This is a genomic window from Neptunicella sp. (assembly GCF_048268085.1).
GTDB lineage: Bacteria > Pseudomonadota > Gammaproteobacteria > Enterobacterales > Alteromonadaceae > Neptunicella.
Genome location: NZ_JBLWWF010000010.1, coordinates 36,099 through 56,159, shown reverse-complemented (window position 1 = coordinate 56,159; position 20,061 = coordinate 36,099). Strand labels below are relative to the sequence as shown.

The window sequence follows — 20,061 nt, the reverse complement described above, 5'->3', positions numbered from 1 at the left end:
CTTGATAGGCCTGTCAATTTAACCTGTTAATGTTCGCCTGGTATTGTCGTTTTACATACCAGATGACTGCGCAGATACACACAACAGATCAGCAATATGGCGATGCCTGGCAAATCCATTGCCAGCGGTATCAACAAAATAAACAAGGCAAATACCGGTAAAACTGATTTGGCACTGGCGCTTAATACGTAGCGATCCCTGACAAACCAGAGTCCGACTAAATAAATGGCGATGGGAATAGCCACAGCATAATGACCTACCCATAGCGGTGTGGACGTGTGGCCGGCCATTATGTCTACCAGTAAGGCAAAACTGGCACCAACAGCGGCTCCCGCCAAATAGATGATCAGATGTCCATAGCCCCAGATTAGCGCCATTTTTAATTGTTTATGTTTTAACTGTTCTTCTCTGGAAAAGTATAGCCACCAGAGGGAAAAAACAATTACCAATGACGATATGGCGAGCTGGATAAACGCCATAGTAAACTCACTTGAATTGAGTTGGTTAAGGGCTAAAGACCCCGCTAATAAGGTCTCGCCCAGTACAATAATGTTGAGTAAGCCATAACGTTCGATGATGTGATGACGGTGCCAGGGCGTTGTCCCATGGCGCTCAGTTAAAGCGGGAACCAACAGTTCCAGAATGATACCTAATCCAAAACCGCCAAAAAACAAGCCAAAGGATGAAAAATGTGCCAGATATAAACCGACCCAATAAAGCTGTACCACCGTGATTCCAATGGCATAACTCAATGTTGTTTTACGTCGTGCCGCATCGTTGATTGAGGCTCTTAACCACATAACAACCATTGCCAGTCGCATAATGACGTATCCAATTACAATCAACCCTAAATCCATGGAGGCAAAAAAGTCCGGGATACCAGCGGACATGGTTAATGCTCCGGCCATAATGACAATGGTGAGTAATCTGAATAGCGTGTCATCGTTATCATAAGCGGAAGCGAACCAGGTGTAGTTCATCCACGCCCACCAAATGGCAAAAAAGGCTGCGCAGTATTGTACAATACCCTGCAAATAATGAGCCTCGGCCAGCGCATGGTGTAACCCGACTGCAGCTGCAGCAATTGCAATAACAGAGACCAAGTCAAATAACAGTTCCAGAGGTGTCGCTACTCGATGATCCTCTTGCATATCCCGTGGGGTCATGGCACTGAGTCTGATTTTAAACAATCGCTGAATGGATATGGTGGCATTGTGAGTTGATGACGATTTTAGATTCATAAGCTATATCCTTGATCTATCCAGTCGGCTAAGTGGATTAGCAGGCTGAGTAAATCGCTTTTTTATTAGATTTAAACAAACCATGGTTGTTGTGCCAATTGTTGACAAAACCAGGTCAACGCCTTGCCTTGCTTACTTTTCTCAGCGGCCAAATAAACGGGAATGTTGGGGCGAGGAATGGTACAGGCTTTAGCAATTAATTGACCTTCGGCCAAGTGGTTTTTTATCATATGCAAAGGCAAAAAACCGACTCCCACACCTTGGAGTTGGGCTTGAATTTTACTTTGCATACTGCCCACCCGGATCGATTGTTTACTATCAAAAATCCCTGACGAGCGACCCGGTAAGGTTCGCGAGCTATCGGCCACGACAATACCGGGATATTGCTTGATATGCTGGGGCTCAATTAATCCAATAAAGTTGGCCAGTGGATGATCGCTGGCAACGGCAAAGACAAACTCTACCTCTCCCATGGGATGGACGTTAAATTGTCCCTTGGGAAGTTCACCGGTTAAACCAATAGCAATATCGGCACGTTTGGTATGCAAGGCATCCCAACCTCCACCAAGGACTTCTTCAACAACGGTGATTTCAACTTGTTTATCCAGTTCACAAAAACGTCCGATAATATCGAATAATTGCTTATCAGGAACAATGGTGTCTTTAGCGATGATTAATGAGGCTTCCCAGCCGGATTCCAGTTGGTGAACTTTTTCTTCCAAACGGTTTGATGCCTGTAATAAGGCGCTGCCTTCTTCCAGTACCAGTTTGCCAGCCGGGGTGAGCACTGCACGTTTTGCACTGCGATCAAATATTACCACACCAAGGTCGGCTTCCAGCTTTTGCATGGTGTAGGTAATAGCGGAGGGGACCTTAAATAATGCCTCTGCTGCGGCAGCAAAGCTGCCTTTTTGATGAATCATTTCTAGTACTCTAATGGCATCTAGAGTAATGGCATGGCGCATGTTGACTTCAGTCCTTCAATAAAAATGGGTTATTACCGGTTAACTCTAATCATTAGGGCAATAACCCACTTTAAACGTTTATATCAAGGCAAATCAAACACTAACGCGACTAGCCTTTGCTCGCTGTTATTGTGCAAGGCTAATTGCGTTAGCTCCGCAATCTTGACTCCGTCACCGGCGTCAATCGTTTGGCCTTCAAGCTGCGCTTGCCCGTCCACCACATGGATATAAATCTTGCGGTTATCGGCAATACTCAACGTCTGCTGGGTACCTGGGTTAAGATACAACTGGCTGACCGTCGCCTGCTGTTTAATTTTAAGCGTACCATTGTCACCGGTTGGGGTAATAACCGTGGTCAAACCTTGTGTCTGGCCAAAGTCTTTTTGCTGATATCCTGGTATGCCGCCAGTGGTATCCGGCTCAATCCATATTTGCAGAAATTTAAGTGTGTCAGTCTCTGAGCCATTGTATTCACTATGAGTGATCCCTGTACCGGCAGACATCAGCTGAAACTCGCCTTTAGGTAAACGCTGGACATTACCCATACTATCCTTATGTTCGATCACCCCCTGAGTGACAAAGGTGATAATTTCCATATCCCGGTGTCCATGGGTACCAAACCCCTCACTAGGTAGCACAGTGTCATCATTGATTACACGCAGTGCCGAGTAACCCATGTGTTTAGGATCATAGTAAGAACCGAAGGAAAAGGTATGTCGGCTATCCAGCCAACCAAAATTGACTTTTCCGCGTTCGCTTGCTGGTCTTATTTCAATCATCATTTTCTCCTGTTAACTTACCTATGGATTACGCTATTTTTTTGGTGATAACGTTATCCACAGCGACTTTACCAGCACCCGAAAAGAGCAACGACAGTGTGGCGGCCAGTAATGCTAAAGCAAACTCATAACCGTTGTTCGCCATAAATAAACCATTTTGGATATGCACACTGAAAATCGCTACCAGCATGGTAATGGCTAATACCAGAGCGGTTGGACGGGTAAGTAATCCAATTAGTAGCAGGATCCCACCGAAAAACTCAGCACTTCCGGCAAGTAACGCCATCAGGTATCCGGGTTCTAGCCCGATTGAGCTCATCCACTGACCGGTTCCCTCCAATCCATAACCACCGAAGGCTGCAAATAATTTTTGTGCGCCATGGGCAATAAAAGTTACTCCAACTGGAATTCGCAATACCAACGGAGCGAGTCTGGCATCGGTGGAGAGTAGTGTATTCAATACTTGTTTGTTCATTTTTAAAATCCTCGATAAATTAAGTGAAACTATTTAAATTAAATATTAAGTTAAACAACTCAGCATTTTCGCTGTTGATATAACTATATGTGGATTTATAAAAACAAAAAATCGGAATATTTTGTATTGTTAGTTCAAAAAAATTGAATTAATAAACTTGCCAGAATGAAAACTTAAGATGGCTATAACGCTATGGTAAAAATGGATTTTATCGGACTGGGACATCCGCATACCGTGATTGGAGACTAAAAAATTACAAATTAAGCGGTTCCGAGTAAGAAGGGTTAATTGAGCTTATGTTGGGCTACCTGTTCAAGCCGTTGAATAATGGTTTCAGGATAGACCTCTTGGTAAAGACTGCGCATGGTGCCATCCAGATAGGATTGTTCTAACGCGTTTTGCCAACGGGCAATACGTTTATCATCCACGTCAAGTGAGAAAGCCAAGTAACGTTGGCGTTCGGTTAAAACGGTAACCGCAATAAGCTCTTCTTCTGCGTGTTGTGCTTGTATTTTAAACTTACCAAACATCATTTCACTGATGGGAGTAACATCGGCCCGTCCTAATAATACCATTTGCAAGCAGTCACCCACTTTGCTGGTGAGAATGAAGTTTTTTCCTGGTGTAAACCCCAGTTTTTCGATTTCCTTATTAATGGCTGAATTGCGATAGCTACAGGCTACATATTGATCTGATGCTGTTGTAATGGAGGGTTTGTTTTGCATCCGTCGTTTTAAACCATATAACGATATATGATAACTTTGTAATGGCCCCACCCATTTAAACCAGTTTTCCCGTTCTTTGGTGCGTACTGTCTCGAATAAGGCTATTCCGGTTTCTGCCCGGGCTATTTTCATGGCCCGGCCCCAGGGTAATATTTTTATTTCACCGGGCTCGTTAAGGCGCTGTTGTAAAATATGGATTAACTCTACGGTAACACCGCTGGCTCTACCTTTTTCGTTTAAAAACTCAGCGGGAGGATTGTGTTCTGTGAGAAATCTGAGCGTTGTTTCGTCTTGTGCGAATGCGTGATTTAACGACAAAATACAAAGAGTACCCAATAGCCATAGCGTGCTAACGGATTTTTCCATGTCGTACCTTATTTTAATAAAAATGCTACTTAGAAATGCGTCAGATTTATTATAAACACAGATTGTTATTGATAAACACTATTTGCCCCGTCAATTTATGTTGTGATTAACCAATCTGGAATTAATATTGGGGGGACGCGGTAGCGTCATATAGGCCTATCGTCTAGATCACCTAATTAGGTTACTATTTACTATTTTAAGGAATTGCCTATTTTGTCTCCTGCCTATGCGCTGCAAATTGATCAGCTAGAATTTTCTTGGCCTGCCAGTAAACTCAAACAAGCCAAACCGTTAATCAGTATTGAACATTTAACGTTGCAGCAGGGGCGCCGCTTGTTCGTGCAAGGGGCTAGTGGCACTGGTAAATCCACATTCTTGTCATTACTGGCAGGGATCAATATCGCGCAACAAGGGGAGATTAGCTTATTAGGGCAACCGATGTCGCAGTTGTCATCTGCCAAACGTGATCAATTTCGAGCCAGACATATCGGTTATGTCTTTCAACAATTCAATTTATTGCCTTATTTAAATGTATTGGAAAACGTGCAACTCGCTGGTGTGTTTGCCAGTCATCAGCAAAACAGTGACGTCTTATTGGCAAAAACCAGGGACACCTTGCGACAGCTTAATATTCCAGAAGGGTTATTTTCCCAACCGGTGGGGCAACTCAGTGTCGGTCAGCAACAGCGAGTCGCCATCGCCCGCGCCTTATATAACAACCCGGAGATTATTATTGCCGATGAGCCCACCTCGGCATTGGATAAACAAAATTGCGCCAGTTTTATGCAAGTGTTGCTGTCATTGGTAGAGGAGATGGGGTCCACCCTGATTTTTGTCAGTCACGATCCTGAACTGCAAAAAGAATTTGAACAGGTTTTAGTGTTGGATAATAGTGGAGAAGTACGATGAATATCGTCACTCTAGCCACGAAAAGTCTGTTGAATCGGCGTTTTACACTTAGCCTGACATTATTGTCTATCGCCATTAGTCTAATGATGTTGTTAGGCGTGGAGCGGTTGCAGCAGCAAATTAAAACCAGTTTTACTCAAACCATATCGGATACTGATTTAATCGTTGGTGCTCGCACCGGCCAGTTAAATTTGTTGCTGTACTCGGTATTTGGCATGGGCGATCCCACCAATAATATTAGCTGGCAAAGTTATCAGCAGATTGCGCAATTAGCCGACGTGGCCTGGACCGTACCGATTTCCTTGGGGGACTCCCATCAAGGGTATCGAGTGGTGGGTACTGAACCAAGTTATTTTGAACACCGTCGTTATGCCAATAAAACCCCGCTAGAGTTTATTGCGGGACATTCTTTTAGCAATGAACACCAACTGGTGCTAGGTGCCGATGTGGCGCAAAAACTGGGTTATCAGTTAGGCGATGAACTGGTACTTAGTCATGGCGTGGCCAAGATCAGTTTTTCCCATCATCAGGGGCATCCTTTTATGGTTAGCGGTATTCTGCAACGTACCGGCACGCCAATAGATCAGCGATTATTTGTTAATCTCGAAGCCATTGATCACATGCATGATATGGCGTCTCACCATGGTGATCAGGAACATCAGCAACATGGTGGGATCAGCGCTTTTTATTTAGGAGCAAAATCAAAATTTACCTTGTTGACGCTTTTGCGCGATATTAATGAATTTAAACCTGAACCTTTATTGGCTATTTTACCGCAGGTGGCGTTGCAGCAATTGTGGCAATTAATGTCGATGGTGGAAAAGGGGTTGATGTTATTAGCCATTTTGGTGGTGGTTACCGGCTTGATTGGTATGTTAACCAATATTCTAACCAACCTAACTCAGCGCCAGCGGGAAATGGCAATATTAAGGGCAATCGGTGCGGCTCCCCGCCATATTTTTATGTTATTGATGGGCGAAACCGCCTTGCTGGCTTTATTAGGTTGTGTGTTTGGTGTGCTGTTATTTTTTGTGGCGCAATGGAGTTTATTGCCGATTATTCAACAGCAGCTAGGCATGAAACTGGTGATCACCGGATTGACTCTGGCGGAATGGAAGTTATTGGTTTTAGTTTTCGTGGCGTCAGTTGTGCTGGGATTGGTACCTGCGTTTCGGGCTTATCGCATGACATTACACGATGGTATGCAAGTTCGTAGTTAAACAACCAAGATCGTAATCGTGGCTATACAACCATAAATACTGCAGCGATGGCGGTCATTAATAAAATCAGCCAGCGATATTGTTTATCCGGGATGTTGCGCACGATCACGATACCGGCCCAGGCTCCCAATGCGATAAAGGGCAGACCTATCAGATTCAGTGCAAAGGAATTCCAGTCAATGGTGTGCCAGCTGAATACGTGAAAAGGCACCTTAAACAGGTTGATGGCTAAAAAGAACCAGGCGGCAGTACCAATATATTCATTTTTGGGCAGGCGCATACTGAGTAAATATAACGCCATAATCGATCCGGCCAGATTGCCAATCATAGTGGTGATACCACCCAATGTTCCCATTAAAATTGCAAACCATAGATAATCGGGGATCTGTTCTTTATTGGCTTTTTCCATCCAAAGCATAATGGCAAGGCTGATAAAAATAATCACCCCCATAATCAGCCGGAATTGCTGATCATCAATCATATTACCTAGCAGGGTGCCGATCAGCACCCCCGCCGCCGCCGAAGGGAATAGTTTGGCCAAATACCCCCAATTAGCGTGACGATGGTAATAACGCACGGCAAATAAATCGGCCAGAATTAACATGGGCAACATTAAACCCGAGGAGGCTTTACCACCGAAAATGACGGCCAGCAGCGGAATGGAAAACATTGAGATCCCATGTACGCCGGTTTTGGCCATACCAATAAAAAACGCCACTAAAAACAGTAGCCCAAGGGTTTGGTAACTTAAGGTGTAGGAGAATAGTTCGATCATCGGCGGCGATTCTAGCAGAGCCTAAGCAATAACATGTGAAAAATTTGCCTGAATTGATAACCTTTTTACAGAATGCTTTGTGAATCGTATACCTTAACTTGTTTCCACAGATGAGACGCATCCTGAATAAAAGTCAGATGGGCTGGTTCATTTTGGTAGCGTACTTGCTCGGCTTTATCATTAAAGGTGACAATTAGGCAATAATCGTAACTGCTATCCACCACATCGCGTTCTGAAGTGGATTTTTTGCCAATATGTTTACTTTTTACATAGTCTGAGTGATTGATGAAATGGCTCAGATGTTGTTCAAACTGACGACAATGTTCAGCGTTTTCTGGCTGCTGTAACCAGAAAAACACAGTATGAACAAAGCCACCTGATTCAATAATGTGCTGTTCAGTCATAAATTTAACCAACCTTAATGGTAGCAGAGCGAATGTCACATTATTCTATGTCACATTCGCCCCCCTGCGTTGAACTATCTGACCATTTATTGTTGATTATCCAGCAGTTCTTTAGCGGCATTGGCTAAAAAGATATAGCTGGCTCCCAAGTTGACCACATACTCGTTTTCACCCCAGAAAAACGGCCAGTCTTCCTTATTTTCCGGTAAATCCGGTTTAAGGATTAACACGCCCGGCACAATACCACCGCTAATAAATGAGAAGTCCGCACGGTTCATGCCATAGGCGACTCGTTTTGATTGGGTACCGACATTGGAGACAAAGGAAATATCCGAGTCAGGATGGGTGCCATACAAATAGTTGAGTCCTTTAAATACCTGTTCGCTGCCGATTATCTCAGGGAATGCCTTATGCAAGTAATAATTAGTCATGGCGTTACGAATAATAGTGCCATTGCCAGCCCAGCCTCCTTCGGTAATTTCTACTCCATAAGGATTTTGTTGACTTAGCTCAAGTAACGCTTTTTGATGTTGCTGAGTAAGTGATTTTATTTTGGCTTTAAAGTTGTCATCCATATAAGGCATGGCGCGGACGGCCAGAATGGCATGATAGTTAAAGTGTTTTTCGATTTCTGGTAGCAGTTTACTGATGGCCTGTGCGTATTGGTTATCACCGGTACTGATCAGTAATTCTGTAGCGGCGCGCAATTGTTCTGCCGGTAGCGGACCTCCGGTGGTGTTCCCGTGATGATACCTATCCGGTTCATGTGATTGTTCATCTTGCCAAACGTTGATGGCGGTTTTTAGGCACTCTTTGGCGAGTGTATCGTTATAGCCCGTCAACGCGCGACTGGCAGCGCTTAATGCGGCAATTGAGCCATAATTAAGCGCTGACGATTTACTGGTAAAGGCCCAGCGATCGTCAAATTTACCGCTGCGTATTCCATCAGATTCCAGTTCACTTTTGTTGGCATCGTAAACCAGATTATCGGTCATGGTCAGGCCATCACCCAAATGGGTATATTGAGAAATATCCGGCACAATAATGCCGTGGATTGCGTGCCCTACTGCGCGAAACTGGGCTATTAACGCCAATGTTCCGTGTTCAATTTGTTGTAACAGATCCGGTTTGCCGTCTGGTACATGCAAATCGACATATTTCCGATCGTAATCGACCAGTGTGGTATCCCGTTGGGGTTTAAAACTTTCCCAAACATTGACCAAGTTCATTACCGTGCCGTATTGAGTCTGGGTACGAATATCGTAATCGCCGGCATCATACCAGCCGCCAATATTTAAACCGGGAATGTGTTCACCGGGTTGGTACTGGGTATCGGTAGTGGGACCTTGGGCGTATAGATCAAAATGCTCATGATTTACCGGTGCTTGTAGGGCATCATCCAAATGGGAAGCGCCGTGCCAGACTCGGTAAGCCTCATTAATTAACATATGATCCATTTGTACCGGTAAATACATATCCAGAGTAGGGTGCCATGCTTTATCGTAAACGTCTTTGGCTATCCGGAATGGCGCAGTTTTTACTCCGGCATATTCTAATTGATAAATGCCTTCAGCATGAATGTTACTGAAATCAAAAGTGGCATACTGGTAACGGGTATAGTTACCCCATTTTTGCGGTTTGGCGCTTAGTACGGATTCCAGTGAGCCGGTGGCAGACACTCGATATAAGTGTGCACTGTCGGTTATTGAAGCGCGCTTATCCAGCTCTATGACCGCGACTTTTTGCTGACTAGGATGATAACCCACCTGAGAGTGACCGATAACCGGTTGGCGTTGCCAGTTGTCTATTGCATTGGCGTTGAGTTGCCATTCGATTACCGTTCCGGTTTTGTCAGCCGGGATCAAACTTCTTACAACAAACCAGCCATTTTGCGCTTTGTTGCGGCCATCAAATAACTTTACAGGTATGTTGGATTGCACTGAGACCCGGTGTTCTGGATCCTCGGGAGCCAGTATCAGATTGTTACCTGACGCTAAAGCCACCGGTGACACCTGGCCATTTTGTTCTTTAGGTCCACTGGGGTAGAGGGGGAATACTCCAGTTTGATTGTCCATAATGAAGGACTTTTCGAAATAGGCCGCAGGAATAAACTCAAAATTGAATCCGGCCTTACCGATTAATGCGTTAGGTAAGGCTTTAGGTAGATTAACGGTAATTTTGACCCCATCTGCCGATTTTTGCGCTTTAACTGAATAATTAAAATCGTAATCGGGATAGCGCATAAAAGCTTCAACAGACTGACTTTTATGATCCACTTTACGTTCGATAAACTGCGGTATGGCATCCCATTGTTCCGGGGTGTCATTGAGCCTTACATCACCGTTAGTGGCGGTACGCACACCATGCTGAATAAGCTCAATACCACTAATTTTGGCGTCGCTGAATAAGCCGTTATACCAGTTACTAAAGGCCAGTACATTGACTCCCGGCGTTTCGAAATAGTCTTTATCGTTAAGTTTAAGCTCGGCTGCTTGCGCGTTGACAGCAACTGAACAGGCAGCGGTGATTAACAGCAGTGAAGTACGTAGTGGTTTGTTAATAAACATGGTGGCCTTTTCTATACTAAACAGGATGATTTAACAAAAAGCTAACATGTACCAGAAGGATTAAAAATTATCGTATCATCTAAATTCGTTACGTTATTTTTAACGTGTTTATGGCTCAATTTGGTTAAACATACCGCGTATTTCAATTAGTTCATCGGGATACCGCCAGTCGGTATCGCGAGTAATGAAAGGATCTTTTAACTCAATAGCAGTGACTTCAGTTGACGCCCAATCCGGAACCGGAAACTGTTTTATTTCACCGGTAAAGTCCCCAGCCAGAGTACATTGATAAAAACGAAAACCGTTTTCCTGCACCCCAAGTAATTGACCCACTTCCACATTAAATCCGGTTTCCTGCCAGGTTTCACGATGGGCAGTACATTGGGCGCTTTCAGCACCCGTTTGGGTGCCACCGGGAATATCCAGCTTGCCGGATAAACGATGTCCAATAGTGACAAGTTGATTACCAACTCTAATCAAACACCCCGCATTGGCTTGAATACTTTCCTGATACTGGGAGTTAACGCGACAGACTGGATCGGCTGGATATTCACCGGAGCAGGAGAATATGCCGATTAAACAATATGAAGTAACGAATATTCGCGATAAACCGAATTTAAACAAAATGTTATCCAGTGTAAGGTGGTTAGCTATTAGTGTATTAGACTTTATTCTGTCTTGAGCGACAATAATAGAGTCAAATTTATAAGCTGATACAACGTTTAATTGCAATATTTCTGCGGATCTTAGCTGTCCCAATCGTCGAACGATGGCTAGTTTAAGGTGGAAAATGAATCAAGCAGTTACGCTCTAATATTCCTATAAATTTTGTATGAAAGGTTGATTGAATGACACAACAGGTTCGAGTTACTCCTCTTTTATTGGCAGCCGCACTGTTAATTGCTGTGGTTATTTATTTGTATTTGCCTAAGGACGTTGAGGAGCAAAAGCATCAAAAGCAGCAGTCGCCCGTTGTGTTGTATACCGCTAAGCAGTTACCACTAGAAATCATTATTGAGGCTTTAGGCACGGCTATCGCCAATGAAGCGGTCATGATAACCGCCCAAACCAGTGATGTGGTGGATAATATACAGTTTGAGGATGGTCAGTTAGTTAAGGCTGGACAGCTATTATTGACCCTTAATAGCCGTGAAGAAAAAGCCAAGGTAAATGAATTACAAATAAATTTGCGAGAAGCTAAACGTCAGTTGGAACGTATTAGCAATCTGGCGAAAGGCAATGCGACATCAGAGCAACTGCTTGATGAGCAGGAAGCTAAAGTAAAAGGCATGAAGGCTCAACTGGAAGTTGCCAATACTAAACTGGCCGAACTGGAAGTTAGAGCACCATTTGCCGGGCGTTTGGGGATCCGTCAGGTGAGTCTGGGGGCATTAGTCAAACCTGGGGATATGATTACCACTTTGGATGATTTACACCAAGTCAAAGTGGACTTCAGCATTGCTGAACAGTATTTGGCCAGTATTAAAGTGGGTCAGAAAATAGCAGCCACATCCATTGCTTATCCCGATACCATATTCAACGGTAAAGTGAGCAGTATTGATTCGCGCATTGATCCGGTGACTCGAGCTATTAAGGTGCGAGCGATTGTGGATAACCCGGAATACCTGTTGCGTCCCGGGATGTTGTTACAAATTAATATTCAGGAAAAGAAATTCAATACAATCATGGTGCCGGAAGGCAGTTTAATTCCGATTCAGGATAAGCAATATGTGTTTGTGGTGGATAGCAACAATATTGCCCATCGCAAGGAAGTCGAGATTGGCGAGCGTAAACCGGGGTGGGTACAGATCGTTAAAGGTTTGGATATCGGTGAACAGATTGTCGCGGAAGGTTCATTGCGTCTTAGTGATGGTTCCTCCATTAAAAATGTAACGCCATAAGGGGCTGAAGATATGATCTTGTCTGATATATCGGTAAAACGCCCTGTTTTCGCCATTGTTATTAACTTGCTATTGGTGGTCTTTGGTATTGTCGCCATCAGCTATTTGAGTTTGCGTGAGTATCCGGATATTGATCCACCGATAGTCTCGATTAATACCAATTATCCCGGCGCGTCAGCTAATATTATTGAAACCCGTATTACCCAGCTGTTAGAAGACCGCATTAGTGGTATTGCCGGGATTAAAAACATTACCTCCAGCAGCCGTAATGGGCGCTCCAGCATTTCTATTGAGTTTGATTTATCCCGGGATATTGACGCCGCCTCTAACGATGTGCGTGAACGAGTCAGCCGCGCCTTGAATAATTTGCCTGAGCAGGCTGAGCCGCCCGAGGTGTTTAAATCTGATTCCGACGAGCAAGCGGTGGTTTGGTATAACTTGCGCAGTGATAGCATGTCGGTAATGGAATTGACCGACTATGCAGATCGTTATCTGGTTGATCGCTTATCGGTGGTTGATGGGGTTGCTCGAGTTCAAATTGGCGGTGGGCGTCGTTATGCGGTCAAGGTCTGGCTCGATCGCAATGCTATGGCTGCTCGCGGTATTACCGTGACGGATATTGAAAACGTGATCCGTTCAGAGAATGTTGAATTACCGGCAGGGCAAGTCGAATCCACCGACCGTTATTTTGAAGTACGTGTCGCGCGTAATTTTTTGTCGCCAGAAGATTTTTCTGATTTAACTATTAAAGAAGGGGATGACGGTTATCTGGTTAAATTGGGAGAAGTGGCCAAAGTCGAATTAGGCTCCGAAGACGATAAAACCGAATTCCGTGGTGAAGGCGTCAACATGGTGGGGCTGGGTATTGTTAAACAATCTAAAGCCAACACTCTGGATGTGGCACGGCAAGTTAAAAAAGCTATCACCGAAATTGAACAAACCTTGCCAGATAATATCTTTATCGTGGCCAGTTATGATTCGTCGGTGTTTATCGAAGGTTCTATCGATGAAGTGTACAACACCCTGTGGATTGCTATTGCGCTGGTCGTGATCATCATTTTCCTGTTCTTGGGAAATGTGCGAGCCACTTTGATACCTGCGGTAACGGTGCCGGTTTCGTTAATTGGTGCTTTTATTGTGATGTATGCGCTGGGATTTTCAATCAACCTGTTAACCCTGTTAGCTATGGTGTTGGCAATCGGCTTAGTGGTGGATGATGCCATTGTGGTACTGGAAAACATTCATCGCCGTATTGAAGAAGGTGAACCACCATTATTGGCTGCTTATCGGGGCGCTCGTCAGGTCGGTTTTGCGGTTATTGCCACCACCTTAGTACTTATTTCCGTATTTGTGCCACTGGTATTTTTGCAGGGAAATATTGGCCGTTTATTTACTGAATTTGCTCTGGCTATTGCCGCCGCAGTGGGTTTTTCTGCTTTTACTGCATTAACCCTGTCACCGATGATGTGTTCGCGATTGTTGCATAAAACCGAGCGTAATAGTGGTTTAGGCAGCTGGATGGATCGAAACTTTCAACGATTTGAAAACAGTTATTTTTCAGCCATCGGTAAAACCATACATCAGCCATTGATCACGCTATTGGTCATCGTTTTGAGCGTGTTGGCCTTGTATCAATTAAGCCATCAGGTGCCCAGTGAATTTGTACCCAAAGAAGATCGAGGCAATTTTTACGTGCAGGTGAAAGGGGCTGAAGGGGCCAGCTTTGAAAGTAGCGCAGCGAACATGCGTAAAGTTGAAGCCATTTTGCTGCCTTATCTGGATATGGGCGATATTAAAAAAATACTCATACGTACCCCAGGCTGGGGAAATAGTGCCGGTGTTGCCATTGTCGGTACTGCCGATTGGAAAGATCGCGAGAAATCGACGTTTGAATTAATGGATGAAGTGAGTGCCAAATTATCGGTAATCCCGGATGTTCAGGCATTTACCTTTAGCCGCAGCGGATTATCCGGGGGAGGCGGGCGCCCGGTGCAGTTTGTGCTGCAAGGCAATACTTATGAAGAACTGGTTAAGTGGCGGGATATTATCCTTAACAAGGCAGCTGAAAATCCGAATCTATTGAGACTGGATTCCGATTATAAAGAAACTTGGCCACAATTAATGGTCAACATTGACCGCGACCGGGCCGCTGACATGGGCGTATCAATTGGTGATATTGGTCGTACACTGGAAACGATGTTGGGGCAGCGGCGGGTTTCTACCTATTTGGATCGGGGCGAAGAATATTATGTCATCATGAAGGGAACCGAGGATGATTACCGTAGCCCACAGAGTATTAACAATCTATATGTTCGCTCTGATCGCAGCAATAAGCTTATTCCACTGGATAATTTGCTTAGCTTTAAAGAACAGGCAACGTCATCGCAATTAAACCGTTATAACCGTATGCGCAGTATTACGATCAGTGCCAACCTGGCTGAAGGTTATACATTAGGTCAGGCACTTGATTATCTGAACAATATCGTAAAAACCGAGTTACCGGACACCGCATCGGTGGATTATAAAGGTGAGTCTCAGTTGTATCAGGAGTCAGGTAATTCAATAGTATTCATTTTTATTCTGGCACTGGCCGTGACTTATTTAGTACTGGCTGCCCAGTTTGAAAGCTTTATTCATCCGTTGGTGATTATGTTAACGGTACCAATGGCATTAGTGGGCGCGTTTGCAGGACTGTATCTGTCAGGAATGACCATTAATATATATAGCCAGATAGGGCTGGTGATGCTGATAGGGTTGGCGGCTAAAAATGGTATTTTAATTGTCGAATTTGCGAACCAGCTACGCGATGCGGGAGTGGAATTTGAACAGGCACTAAAACGGGCAGCGGCACAACGTCTGCGACCTATCGTGATGACGGGATTTACTACCGTATTTAGCGCGTTACCTCTGGTCTTAGCCGTTGGACCCGGGGCTGAGAGTCGTCAGGTGATTGGTATGGTGATATTTGCCGGTGTACTATTTGCCACATTTATGACCTTGTTTATTGTTCCAACCGCTTATTACTGGCTGTGTCGTCACACAGGTTCGCCGCAGGAAATTAGTCGTAAACTCGACAAGTTGGAAACTCAACATCCGGATATACACCGCGAAGATTAATGATTTCAGGTTATTAAAAAGCGGCAACCGATTGACTCGGTTGCCGCTTTTTTAGGTGAAAAATTTAGTGCAAAGCAGACTTAGGTGATCTGCTTGGTCAGGTTACCGGTGACTCCAGCAGAGTTAAGCTGCCTTTGTCGGCATCTATTCTAACTTTGACACCCAAAGGCAGAATATTGTTGTCCCGTACATGACCAAATTGACCACCCATAAAGGCTGGGATGCCCAGAGGCTTAAAGTAGTGCTCGAAAATTTGCAGCAAGGTAAAGCCACCGTAACCTTTTTCTGGATTACAATCAGCACACTGGCCAAATGCAATCCCGGCTAACTGCTCCAGTTTACCGGCCAGCTGCAAAGTGGAAAGGTAACGGTCAATCCGATAAATCGATTCACTCACATCTTCTATGAACAGAATTTTGCCCTGCATATCGGGTAAATAGGGTGTACCCACCAAACTGGTCAAAACGGTAAGGTTACCGCCGACTAAACGGCCTTCGGCGCTACCTGAGTTTATAGTTTGAATGCGGTTTCTGCGCTGGGTCAGGGCGTTTTGATCTTTATCTGGCTGGTTTTCAATGGTGAATTTACCGCCATCAAAAATCATTCTGCGCATTTGCTGCGCTTGATCCTGTCCCCAGTAAGATATGCCTACCGGGCCGTGGAAGGAGACCAGTCCAGTGTGTTGATATAACCCGTTCAACAAGGTGGTAATATCACTGTAGCCCAATAATACCTTCGGATTTTTTTTGATGGTGGCGAAATCTAGAAAGGGCAATATACGGTTACAGCCCCAGCCCCCGCGCAAGGCAATAATACCGTTGACGTTTTTGTCGGCAAAGGCGTCATTTATATCTGCCGCCCGGTTTTTATCGGTACCGGCAAAATACCCATCCCGATCTAATACATGTTTACCGACTTTGACTTTTAGACCAAGTGCCTGAAAAGACTCAATTGCAATATCGAGTTCTACTTTTTGATCCAGTGCGCCGGCAGGAGCCACCAAGGCAACAGTATCACCTTGTTTTAAGCGTTTGGGGAAAACCGATGGTGTTGAAGTGTGCGATGCCGTGGCGGCTGATACTAGAGAAGACTGACTAACGAGCATACCTAACGTAGAGGCTTTGACAAAGGTTCTGCGATCCATTTCGCGCTCCTGTTATAGTGATAATGCGACAATATGGCAACAAAACGGGTCAGACCGCTTGAGCCAAAATCGACCGAGTGTTAATTTATTACAAATTGTACATTATTTAGTAATAAAAAATGAAAAAAATTATTGTTGTTTTAACCAGTCTTTGGGTATTTCAGGCATATTCGCAGTCATTATCTGTGGAACAATATCAAGTCTCCGGCTTGGACAAATTGCAGATTAAACATGCTGATATAGTACCGTATATCGAACAGTTTAAATCCTATCCCGAAATGGAAGTCAGTCAACTGGGGCAATCCTCGCAAGGCCGAGCAATCTATCAAGTGAAGGTTGGTCAGGGCAAAACTCGGGTATTAATGTGGTCACAAATGCACGGTGATGAACCCACAGCCACAGGAGCGGTACTGGATTTAGTGAATATGATCCATCAACGGCCTGAATGGCGTCAACGTTGGGAAAATAAAATCACTCTGTATATGGTGCCCATGATCAATCCTGACGGGGCAGAACTGGCGCAACGCTACAATATTCAGGATATTGACATTAATCGTGATGCACTGCGGTTACAAAGTCCGGAAGGGCGTATTTTAATGGCGCTTGGTCAATCGATTAAGCCTGATTTTGGTTTCAACTTACACGATCAGAATGCCTACTATGCGGCGGGCAATAGTGGAAATACAGCAACGATCTCGTTGCTTGCTCCAGCTTTTAATGTGGCTAAAGATGTGAATCAATCCCGTCGTCACGCCATGCAGTTAATCGGCGTACTGAAAGACGTAGGGGATCAACTTATCCCGGGTCATATGGGACGTTATAACGATACTTTTTCACCGCGAGCGTTTGGGGATAACTTTTCAAAAATGGGGATCAGCACGATTTTGATTGAGTCCGGCGCCTATCCTGATGATCCAAACCGTCAAGTGGCGAGAAAAGTGAACCTAGCCATGTTGTATGCCGCAATTAACAGTATTGCTGATCAAAGTTACCAACAGCAAACCACCGATCCCTATTTATCCATTCCCTTTAATAACGGTGGCGCATTTAAGGATGTGATTGTCAATAATTTAACGGTGACAACTCATTCACAAGAGTATTTACTGGATGTGGGAATAAGACTTAATCGCAGTGCAACTGCTGGGCGTGTCGATGAAGTGGGGGATTTATCAACCTTTCAGGCTTTTACCCATATTGAAGCAACAGGTTGGCAGTATCAGAGCTGTGAAACTTACAAGTTGTCTGCCGATGCGCCATTAAAATTAACCAATGCGCGTTATATGCAGTTGCTTAAGCAAGGTTATTGTTTGTTTTCGGGCCCCCGTGACAGTGTTAGTAATCAATCTGATTACCCGCTGGTATTCAGCGCTGCCTCACAAGCAGACAAACCATTCAGAGGGATGCCTTCGGCATTGAGGATGGTAAAACAACAGCGAGCTCAGGTTTTATTGAATAATGTGTTGGTACAAATAGACTGAGCAAAATGCATTTCAGCCAGAAAGCAAAAAGCACCTGAAAAGGTGCTTTTTGTTATTAGATGCTCAGATTATCAATCTTATTGATCATCCAGGAAGCTGCGAAGCTGCTCAGAGCGGCTAGGATGGCGTAACTTACGCAATGCTTTCGCTTCTATTTGACGAATACGTTCACGGGTAACATCGAACTGTTTACCTACTTCTTCCAAGGTATGGTCGGTGTTCATATCGATACCAAAACGCATTCTCAGTACCTTGGCTTCACGCGCGGTCAAACCTGCCAGCACTTCCTGCGTTGCTCCCTTAAGGTTACCTGAAGTCGCTGAATCCAGCGGCTGTATAATGGTGCTATCTTCGATAAAGTCACCTAAATGCGAATCTTCGTCATCACCGATTGGGGTTTCCATCGAGATTGGCTCTTTGGCAATTTTTAAGACTTTACGGATCTTGTCTTCCGGCATCACCATACGTTCTGACAATTCTTCCGGTGTTGGCTCACGACCCATTTCCTGCAACATCTGACGGCTAATACGGTTCAGTTTGTTGATGGTCTCGATCATGTGTACCGGAATACGAATAGTACGAGCCTGATCGGCAATAGAACGAGTAATTGCCTGACGGATCCACCATGTAGCATAGGTAGAGAATTTGTATCCACGACGGTATTCAAACTTGTCTACTGCTTTCATCAGACCGATGTTGCCTTCCTGAATCAAATCGAGGAATTGCAAACCACGGTTGGTATATTTCTTGGCGATAGAGATAACCAGACGCAAGTTGGCTTCCACCATTTCCTTTTTGGCGCGACGTGCCTTGGCTTCACCAATCGACATGCGGCGGTTAATATCTTTAATATCAACAATGCTAAGGCCGGTTTCTTCTTCAACATGGTTCAGTTTACTTACACTGCGTTCCAACTCTTCACGATATTCAGCTAAGGCTTCAACATAAGGTTTGTTGGACGCAAAAATCTTTTCAATCCAGTCTGTGCTGGTTTCATTGCCAGCAAAGGCTTTCATAAATTCTTTCTTCGGCATTTTAGCTTGCACGACACAGTGCTTAAGTACCAAACGCTCTTGCACTCGAACCCGATTCATCATGCTACGCATGTTTTTGACCATACGATCAAATTGCTTCGGTACTAAACGGAATTCTTTAAATACATCACTCAGGCCGGCGATTTCTTTTTTGGCGCTGGCATGGCTACGACCTTTAGTCGCAATGGCATCACGGGTTTTATTATATTGCTCCCGTAACGCATTGAATTTTTCACGGGCTAACTCCGGATCCAGTCCTGTATCTTCTTCGTCTTCGGCATCGTCATCATCGTCACCATCATCGTCTTCATCTTCCAATTCTTCTTTGGATAATTCAGAACCAACATGGGTCGCGGTAGGAGCAATATCATCTTCTGCATTCGGATCGATGAAACCTATCACAATATCGCTGAGTCGAATTTCTTCTGCTTCGTACAAGTCCCATTGATCAAGCAAATAAGTAATCGCTTCCGGATATTCAGCTACTGAACACTGGACTTCATTGATGCCTTCTTCAATACGTTTGGCGATAACAATTTCGCCTTCACGGGTTAACAGCTCTACTGTGCCCATTTCACGCATGTACATACGCACCGGATCGGTCGTACGGCCAATCTCGCTTTCTACTGTTGCCAGTGCCTGCGCAGCAGCTTCGGCTGCATCTTCATCTGCGGCACTTTCTTGCATTAACAGTTCGTCAGCATCAGGGGCATTTTCGAAAACTTTTATGCCCATGTCGTTGATCATACGAACGATATCTTCGATTTGATCTGAATCAACGATGTCCTGTGGAAGGTGATCATTCACCTCGGCAAAAGTCAGGTAACCCTGCTCTTTCCCTTTGGCGATCAGGAGTTTTATCTGAGACTGCTTGTTTGACACCATATAAAGACTTCCAGTAGTTAAAATGTAATACGATTTAAAAGGACGGGGCGAATTCGCCAGTATAGCAGATATGTGT

16 protein-coding genes are annotated in these 20,061 nt (G+C 44.5%); 5 read left to right on the top strand and 11 right to left on the bottom strand.

Annotation, left to right across the window (positions count from 1 at the left end; translation table 11 throughout):
• Nucleotides 1-26: 26 nt before the first annotated feature.
• The 5 genes from ACTD55_RS09785 to ACTD55_RS09765 all read right to left on the bottom strand — a co-directional run bounded on the left by ACTD55_RS09785 (nucleotide 27) and on the right by ACTD55_RS09765 (nucleotide 4,551).
• Nucleotides 27-1,241 carry a low temperature requirement protein A gene (locus ACTD55_RS09785; RefSeq protein ID WP_438864146.1) on the bottom strand — a complete coding sequence of 405 codons (1,215 nt, stop codon included), beginning with the start codon at nucleotides 1,239-1,241 and terminating at the stop codon, nucleotides 27-29.
• A gap of 71 nt (nucleotides 1,242-1,312) precedes the next feature.
• The gene (locus ACTD55_RS09780) at nucleotides 1,313-2,206 is read right to left on the bottom strand and encodes a LysR substrate-binding domain-containing protein (protein ID WP_438864145.1); all 894 of its coding nucleotides are present in this window, start codon (nucleotides 2,204-2,206) and stop codon (nucleotides 1,313-1,315) included.
• 83 nt (nucleotides 2,207-2,289) lie between these two features.
• Complete coding sequence (locus ACTD55_RS09775; RefSeq protein ID WP_438864144.1) at nucleotides 2,290-2,985, bottom strand: pirin family protein; 696 nt, start codon at nucleotides 2,983-2,985, stop codon at nucleotides 2,290-2,292.
• A 28-nt stretch (nucleotides 2,986-3,013) separates the two neighbouring features.
• Complete coding sequence (locus ACTD55_RS09770) at nucleotides 3,014-3,460, bottom strand: DoxX family protein (RefSeq protein ID WP_438864143.1); 447 nt, start codon at nucleotides 3,458-3,460, stop codon at nucleotides 3,014-3,016.
• 284 nt (nucleotides 3,461-3,744) lie between these two features.
• A complete protein-coding gene (locus ACTD55_RS09765; RefSeq protein WP_438864142.1) occupies nucleotides 3,745-4,551 on the bottom strand; it encodes a substrate-binding periplasmic protein in 807 nt (268 codons plus the stop codon).
• Between the two features lie 213 nt (nucleotides 4,552-4,764).
• Here ACTD55_RS09765 and ACTD55_RS09760 point away from each other — a divergent pair, with 213 nt between their 5' ends.
• Nucleotides 4,765-5,460, top strand: a complete 696-nt coding sequence (locus ACTD55_RS09760; RefSeq protein WP_438864141.1) for an ABC transporter ATP-binding protein — start codon at nucleotides 4,765-4,767, stop codon at nucleotides 5,458-5,460.
• Nucleotides 5,457-6,680, top strand: a complete 1,224-nt coding sequence (locus ACTD55_RS09755) for an ABC transporter permease (protein ID WP_438864140.1) — start codon at nucleotides 5,457-5,459, stop codon at nucleotides 6,678-6,680. The genes ACTD55_RS09760 and ACTD55_RS09755 overlap by 4 nt, the downstream gene beginning before the upstream one ends.
• A 22-nt stretch (nucleotides 6,681-6,702) precedes the next feature.
• On the opposite strand, the gene ACTD55_RS09750 is transcribed toward ACTD55_RS09755, so the two are convergent.
• The 4 genes from ACTD55_RS09750 to ACTD55_RS09735 all read right to left on the bottom strand — a co-directional run bounded on the left by ACTD55_RS09750 (nucleotide 6,703) and on the right by ACTD55_RS09735 (nucleotide 11,158).
• Nucleotides 6,703-7,455: a sulfite exporter TauE/SafE family protein gene (locus tag ACTD55_RS09750; protein WP_438864139.1), complete on the bottom strand. Its 753-nt coding sequence runs from the start codon at nucleotides 7,453-7,455 to the stop codon at nucleotides 6,703-6,705.
• Nucleotides 7,456-7,520: 65 nt separating this feature from the next.
• Nucleotides 7,521-7,859, bottom strand: coding sequence for a Dabb family protein (locus ACTD55_RS09745; RefSeq protein WP_438864138.1), 339 nt, complete (start codon nucleotides 7,857-7,859; stop codon nucleotides 7,521-7,523).
• An 86-nt stretch (nucleotides 7,860-7,945) separates the two neighbouring features.
• The gene (locus ACTD55_RS09740; RefSeq protein ID WP_438864137.1) at nucleotides 7,946-10,426 is read right to left on the bottom strand and encodes a glycoside hydrolase family 9 protein; all 2,481 of its coding nucleotides are present in this window, start codon (nucleotides 10,424-10,426) and stop codon (nucleotides 7,946-7,948) included.
• A 108-nt stretch (nucleotides 10,427-10,534) separates the two neighbouring features.
• Complete coding sequence (locus ACTD55_RS09735) at nucleotides 10,535-11,158, bottom strand: NUDIX hydrolase (RefSeq protein ID WP_438864136.1); 624 nt, start codon at nucleotides 11,156-11,158, stop codon at nucleotides 10,535-10,537.
• Nucleotides 11,159-11,274: 116 nt separating this feature from the next.
• Here ACTD55_RS09735 and ACTD55_RS09730 point away from each other — a divergent pair, with 116 nt between their 5' ends.
• Together ACTD55_RS09730 and ACTD55_RS09725 are read left to right on the top strand one after the other, a co-directional pair.
• On the top strand, nucleotides 11,275-12,327 hold the full coding sequence (locus tag ACTD55_RS09730) for an efflux RND transporter periplasmic adaptor subunit (protein ID WP_438864135.1): 1,053 nt from the start codon (nucleotides 11,275-11,277) through the stop codon (nucleotides 12,325-12,327).
• Nucleotides 12,328-12,339: 12 nt separating this feature from the next.
• Nucleotides 12,340-15,444, top strand: coding sequence for an efflux RND transporter permease subunit (locus tag ACTD55_RS09725; protein WP_438864134.1), 3,105 nt, complete (start codon nucleotides 12,340-12,342; stop codon nucleotides 15,442-15,444).
• A gap of 97 nt (nucleotides 15,445-15,541) precedes the next feature.
• Here the strand turns inward: ACTD55_RS09725 and ACTD55_RS09720 are convergent, their stop codons facing one another.
• Nucleotides 15,542-16,588 (bottom strand): S66 peptidase family protein, encoded by a 1,047-nt coding sequence (locus ACTD55_RS09720; RefSeq protein ID WP_438864133.1) that lies wholly within the window; start codon nucleotides 16,586-16,588, stop codon nucleotides 15,542-15,544.
• A gap of 119 nt (nucleotides 16,589-16,707) precedes the next feature.
• On the opposite strand from ACTD55_RS09720, the gene ACTD55_RS09715 reads away from it, so the two are divergent.
• Nucleotides 16,708-18,066 carry a M14 family metallopeptidase gene (locus ACTD55_RS09715; protein WP_438864132.1) on the top strand — a complete coding sequence of 453 codons (1,359 nt, stop codon included), beginning with the start codon at nucleotides 16,708-16,710 and terminating at the stop codon, nucleotides 18,064-18,066.
• 77 nt (nucleotides 18,067-18,143) lie between these two features.
• Here the strand turns inward: ACTD55_RS09715 and rpoD are convergent, their stop codons facing one another.
• A complete protein-coding gene (gene rpoD, locus ACTD55_RS09710; protein WP_438864131.1) occupies nucleotides 18,144-19,985 on the bottom strand; it encodes an RNA polymerase sigma factor RpoD in 1,842 nt (613 codons plus the stop codon).
• Nucleotides 19,986-20,061 lie beyond the last annotated feature (76 nt).

Excerpts from the sequence above, each read along its gene's own strand:
- ACTD55_RS09730 (WP_438864135.1), top strand. The coding sequence starts at position 11,275 with ATGACACAACAGGTTCGAGTTACTCCTCTTTTATTGGCAGCCGCACTG.
- ACTD55_RS09770 (WP_438864143.1), bottom strand. The coding sequence starts at position 3,460 with ATGAACAAACAAGTATTGAATACACTACTCTCCACCGATGCCAGACTC.
- ACTD55_RS09780 (WP_438864145.1), bottom strand. The coding sequence starts at position 2,206 with ATGCGCCATGCCATTACTCTAGATGCCATTAGAGTACTAGAAATGATT.
- ACTD55_RS09750 (WP_438864139.1), bottom strand. The coding sequence starts at position 7,455 with ATGATCGAACTATTCTCCTACACCTTAAGTTACCAAACCCTTGGGCTA.
- ACTD55_RS09725 (WP_438864134.1), top strand. The coding sequence starts at position 12,340 with ATGATCTTGTCTGATATATCGGTAAAACGCCCTGTTTTCGCCATTGTT.
- rpoD (WP_438864131.1), bottom strand. The coding sequence starts at position 19,985 with ATGGTGTCAAACAAGCAGTCTCAGATAAAACTCCTGATCGCCAAAGGG.
- ACTD55_RS09720 (WP_438864133.1), bottom strand. The coding sequence starts at position 16,588 with ATGGATCGCAGAACCTTTGTCAAAGCCTCTACGTTAGGTATGCTCGTT.
- ACTD55_RS09715 (WP_438864132.1), top strand. The coding sequence starts at position 16,708 with ATGAAAAAAATTATTGTTGTTTTAACCAGTCTTTGGGTATTTCAGGCA.
- ACTD55_RS09745 (WP_438864138.1), bottom strand. The coding sequence starts at position 7,859 with ATGACTGAACAGCACATTATTGAATCAGGTGGCTTTGTTCATACTGTG.
- ACTD55_RS09755 (WP_438864140.1), top strand. The coding sequence starts at position 5,457 with ATGAATATCGTCACTCTAGCCACGAAAAGTCTGTTGAATCGGCGTTTT.
- ACTD55_RS09740 (WP_438864137.1), bottom strand. The coding sequence starts at position 10,426 with ATGTTTATTAACAAACCACTACGTACTTCACTGCTGTTAATCACCGCT.
- ACTD55_RS09775 (WP_438864144.1), bottom strand. The coding sequence starts at position 2,985 with ATGATTGAAATAAGACCAGCAAGCGAACGCGGAAAAGTCAATTTTGGT.
- ACTD55_RS09785 (WP_438864146.1), bottom strand. The coding sequence starts at position 1,241 with ATGAATCTAAAATCGTCATCAACTCACAATGCCACCATATCCATTCAG.
- ACTD55_RS09765 (WP_438864142.1), bottom strand. The coding sequence starts at position 4,551 with ATGGAAAAATCCGTTAGCACGCTATGGCTATTGGGTACTCTTTGTATT.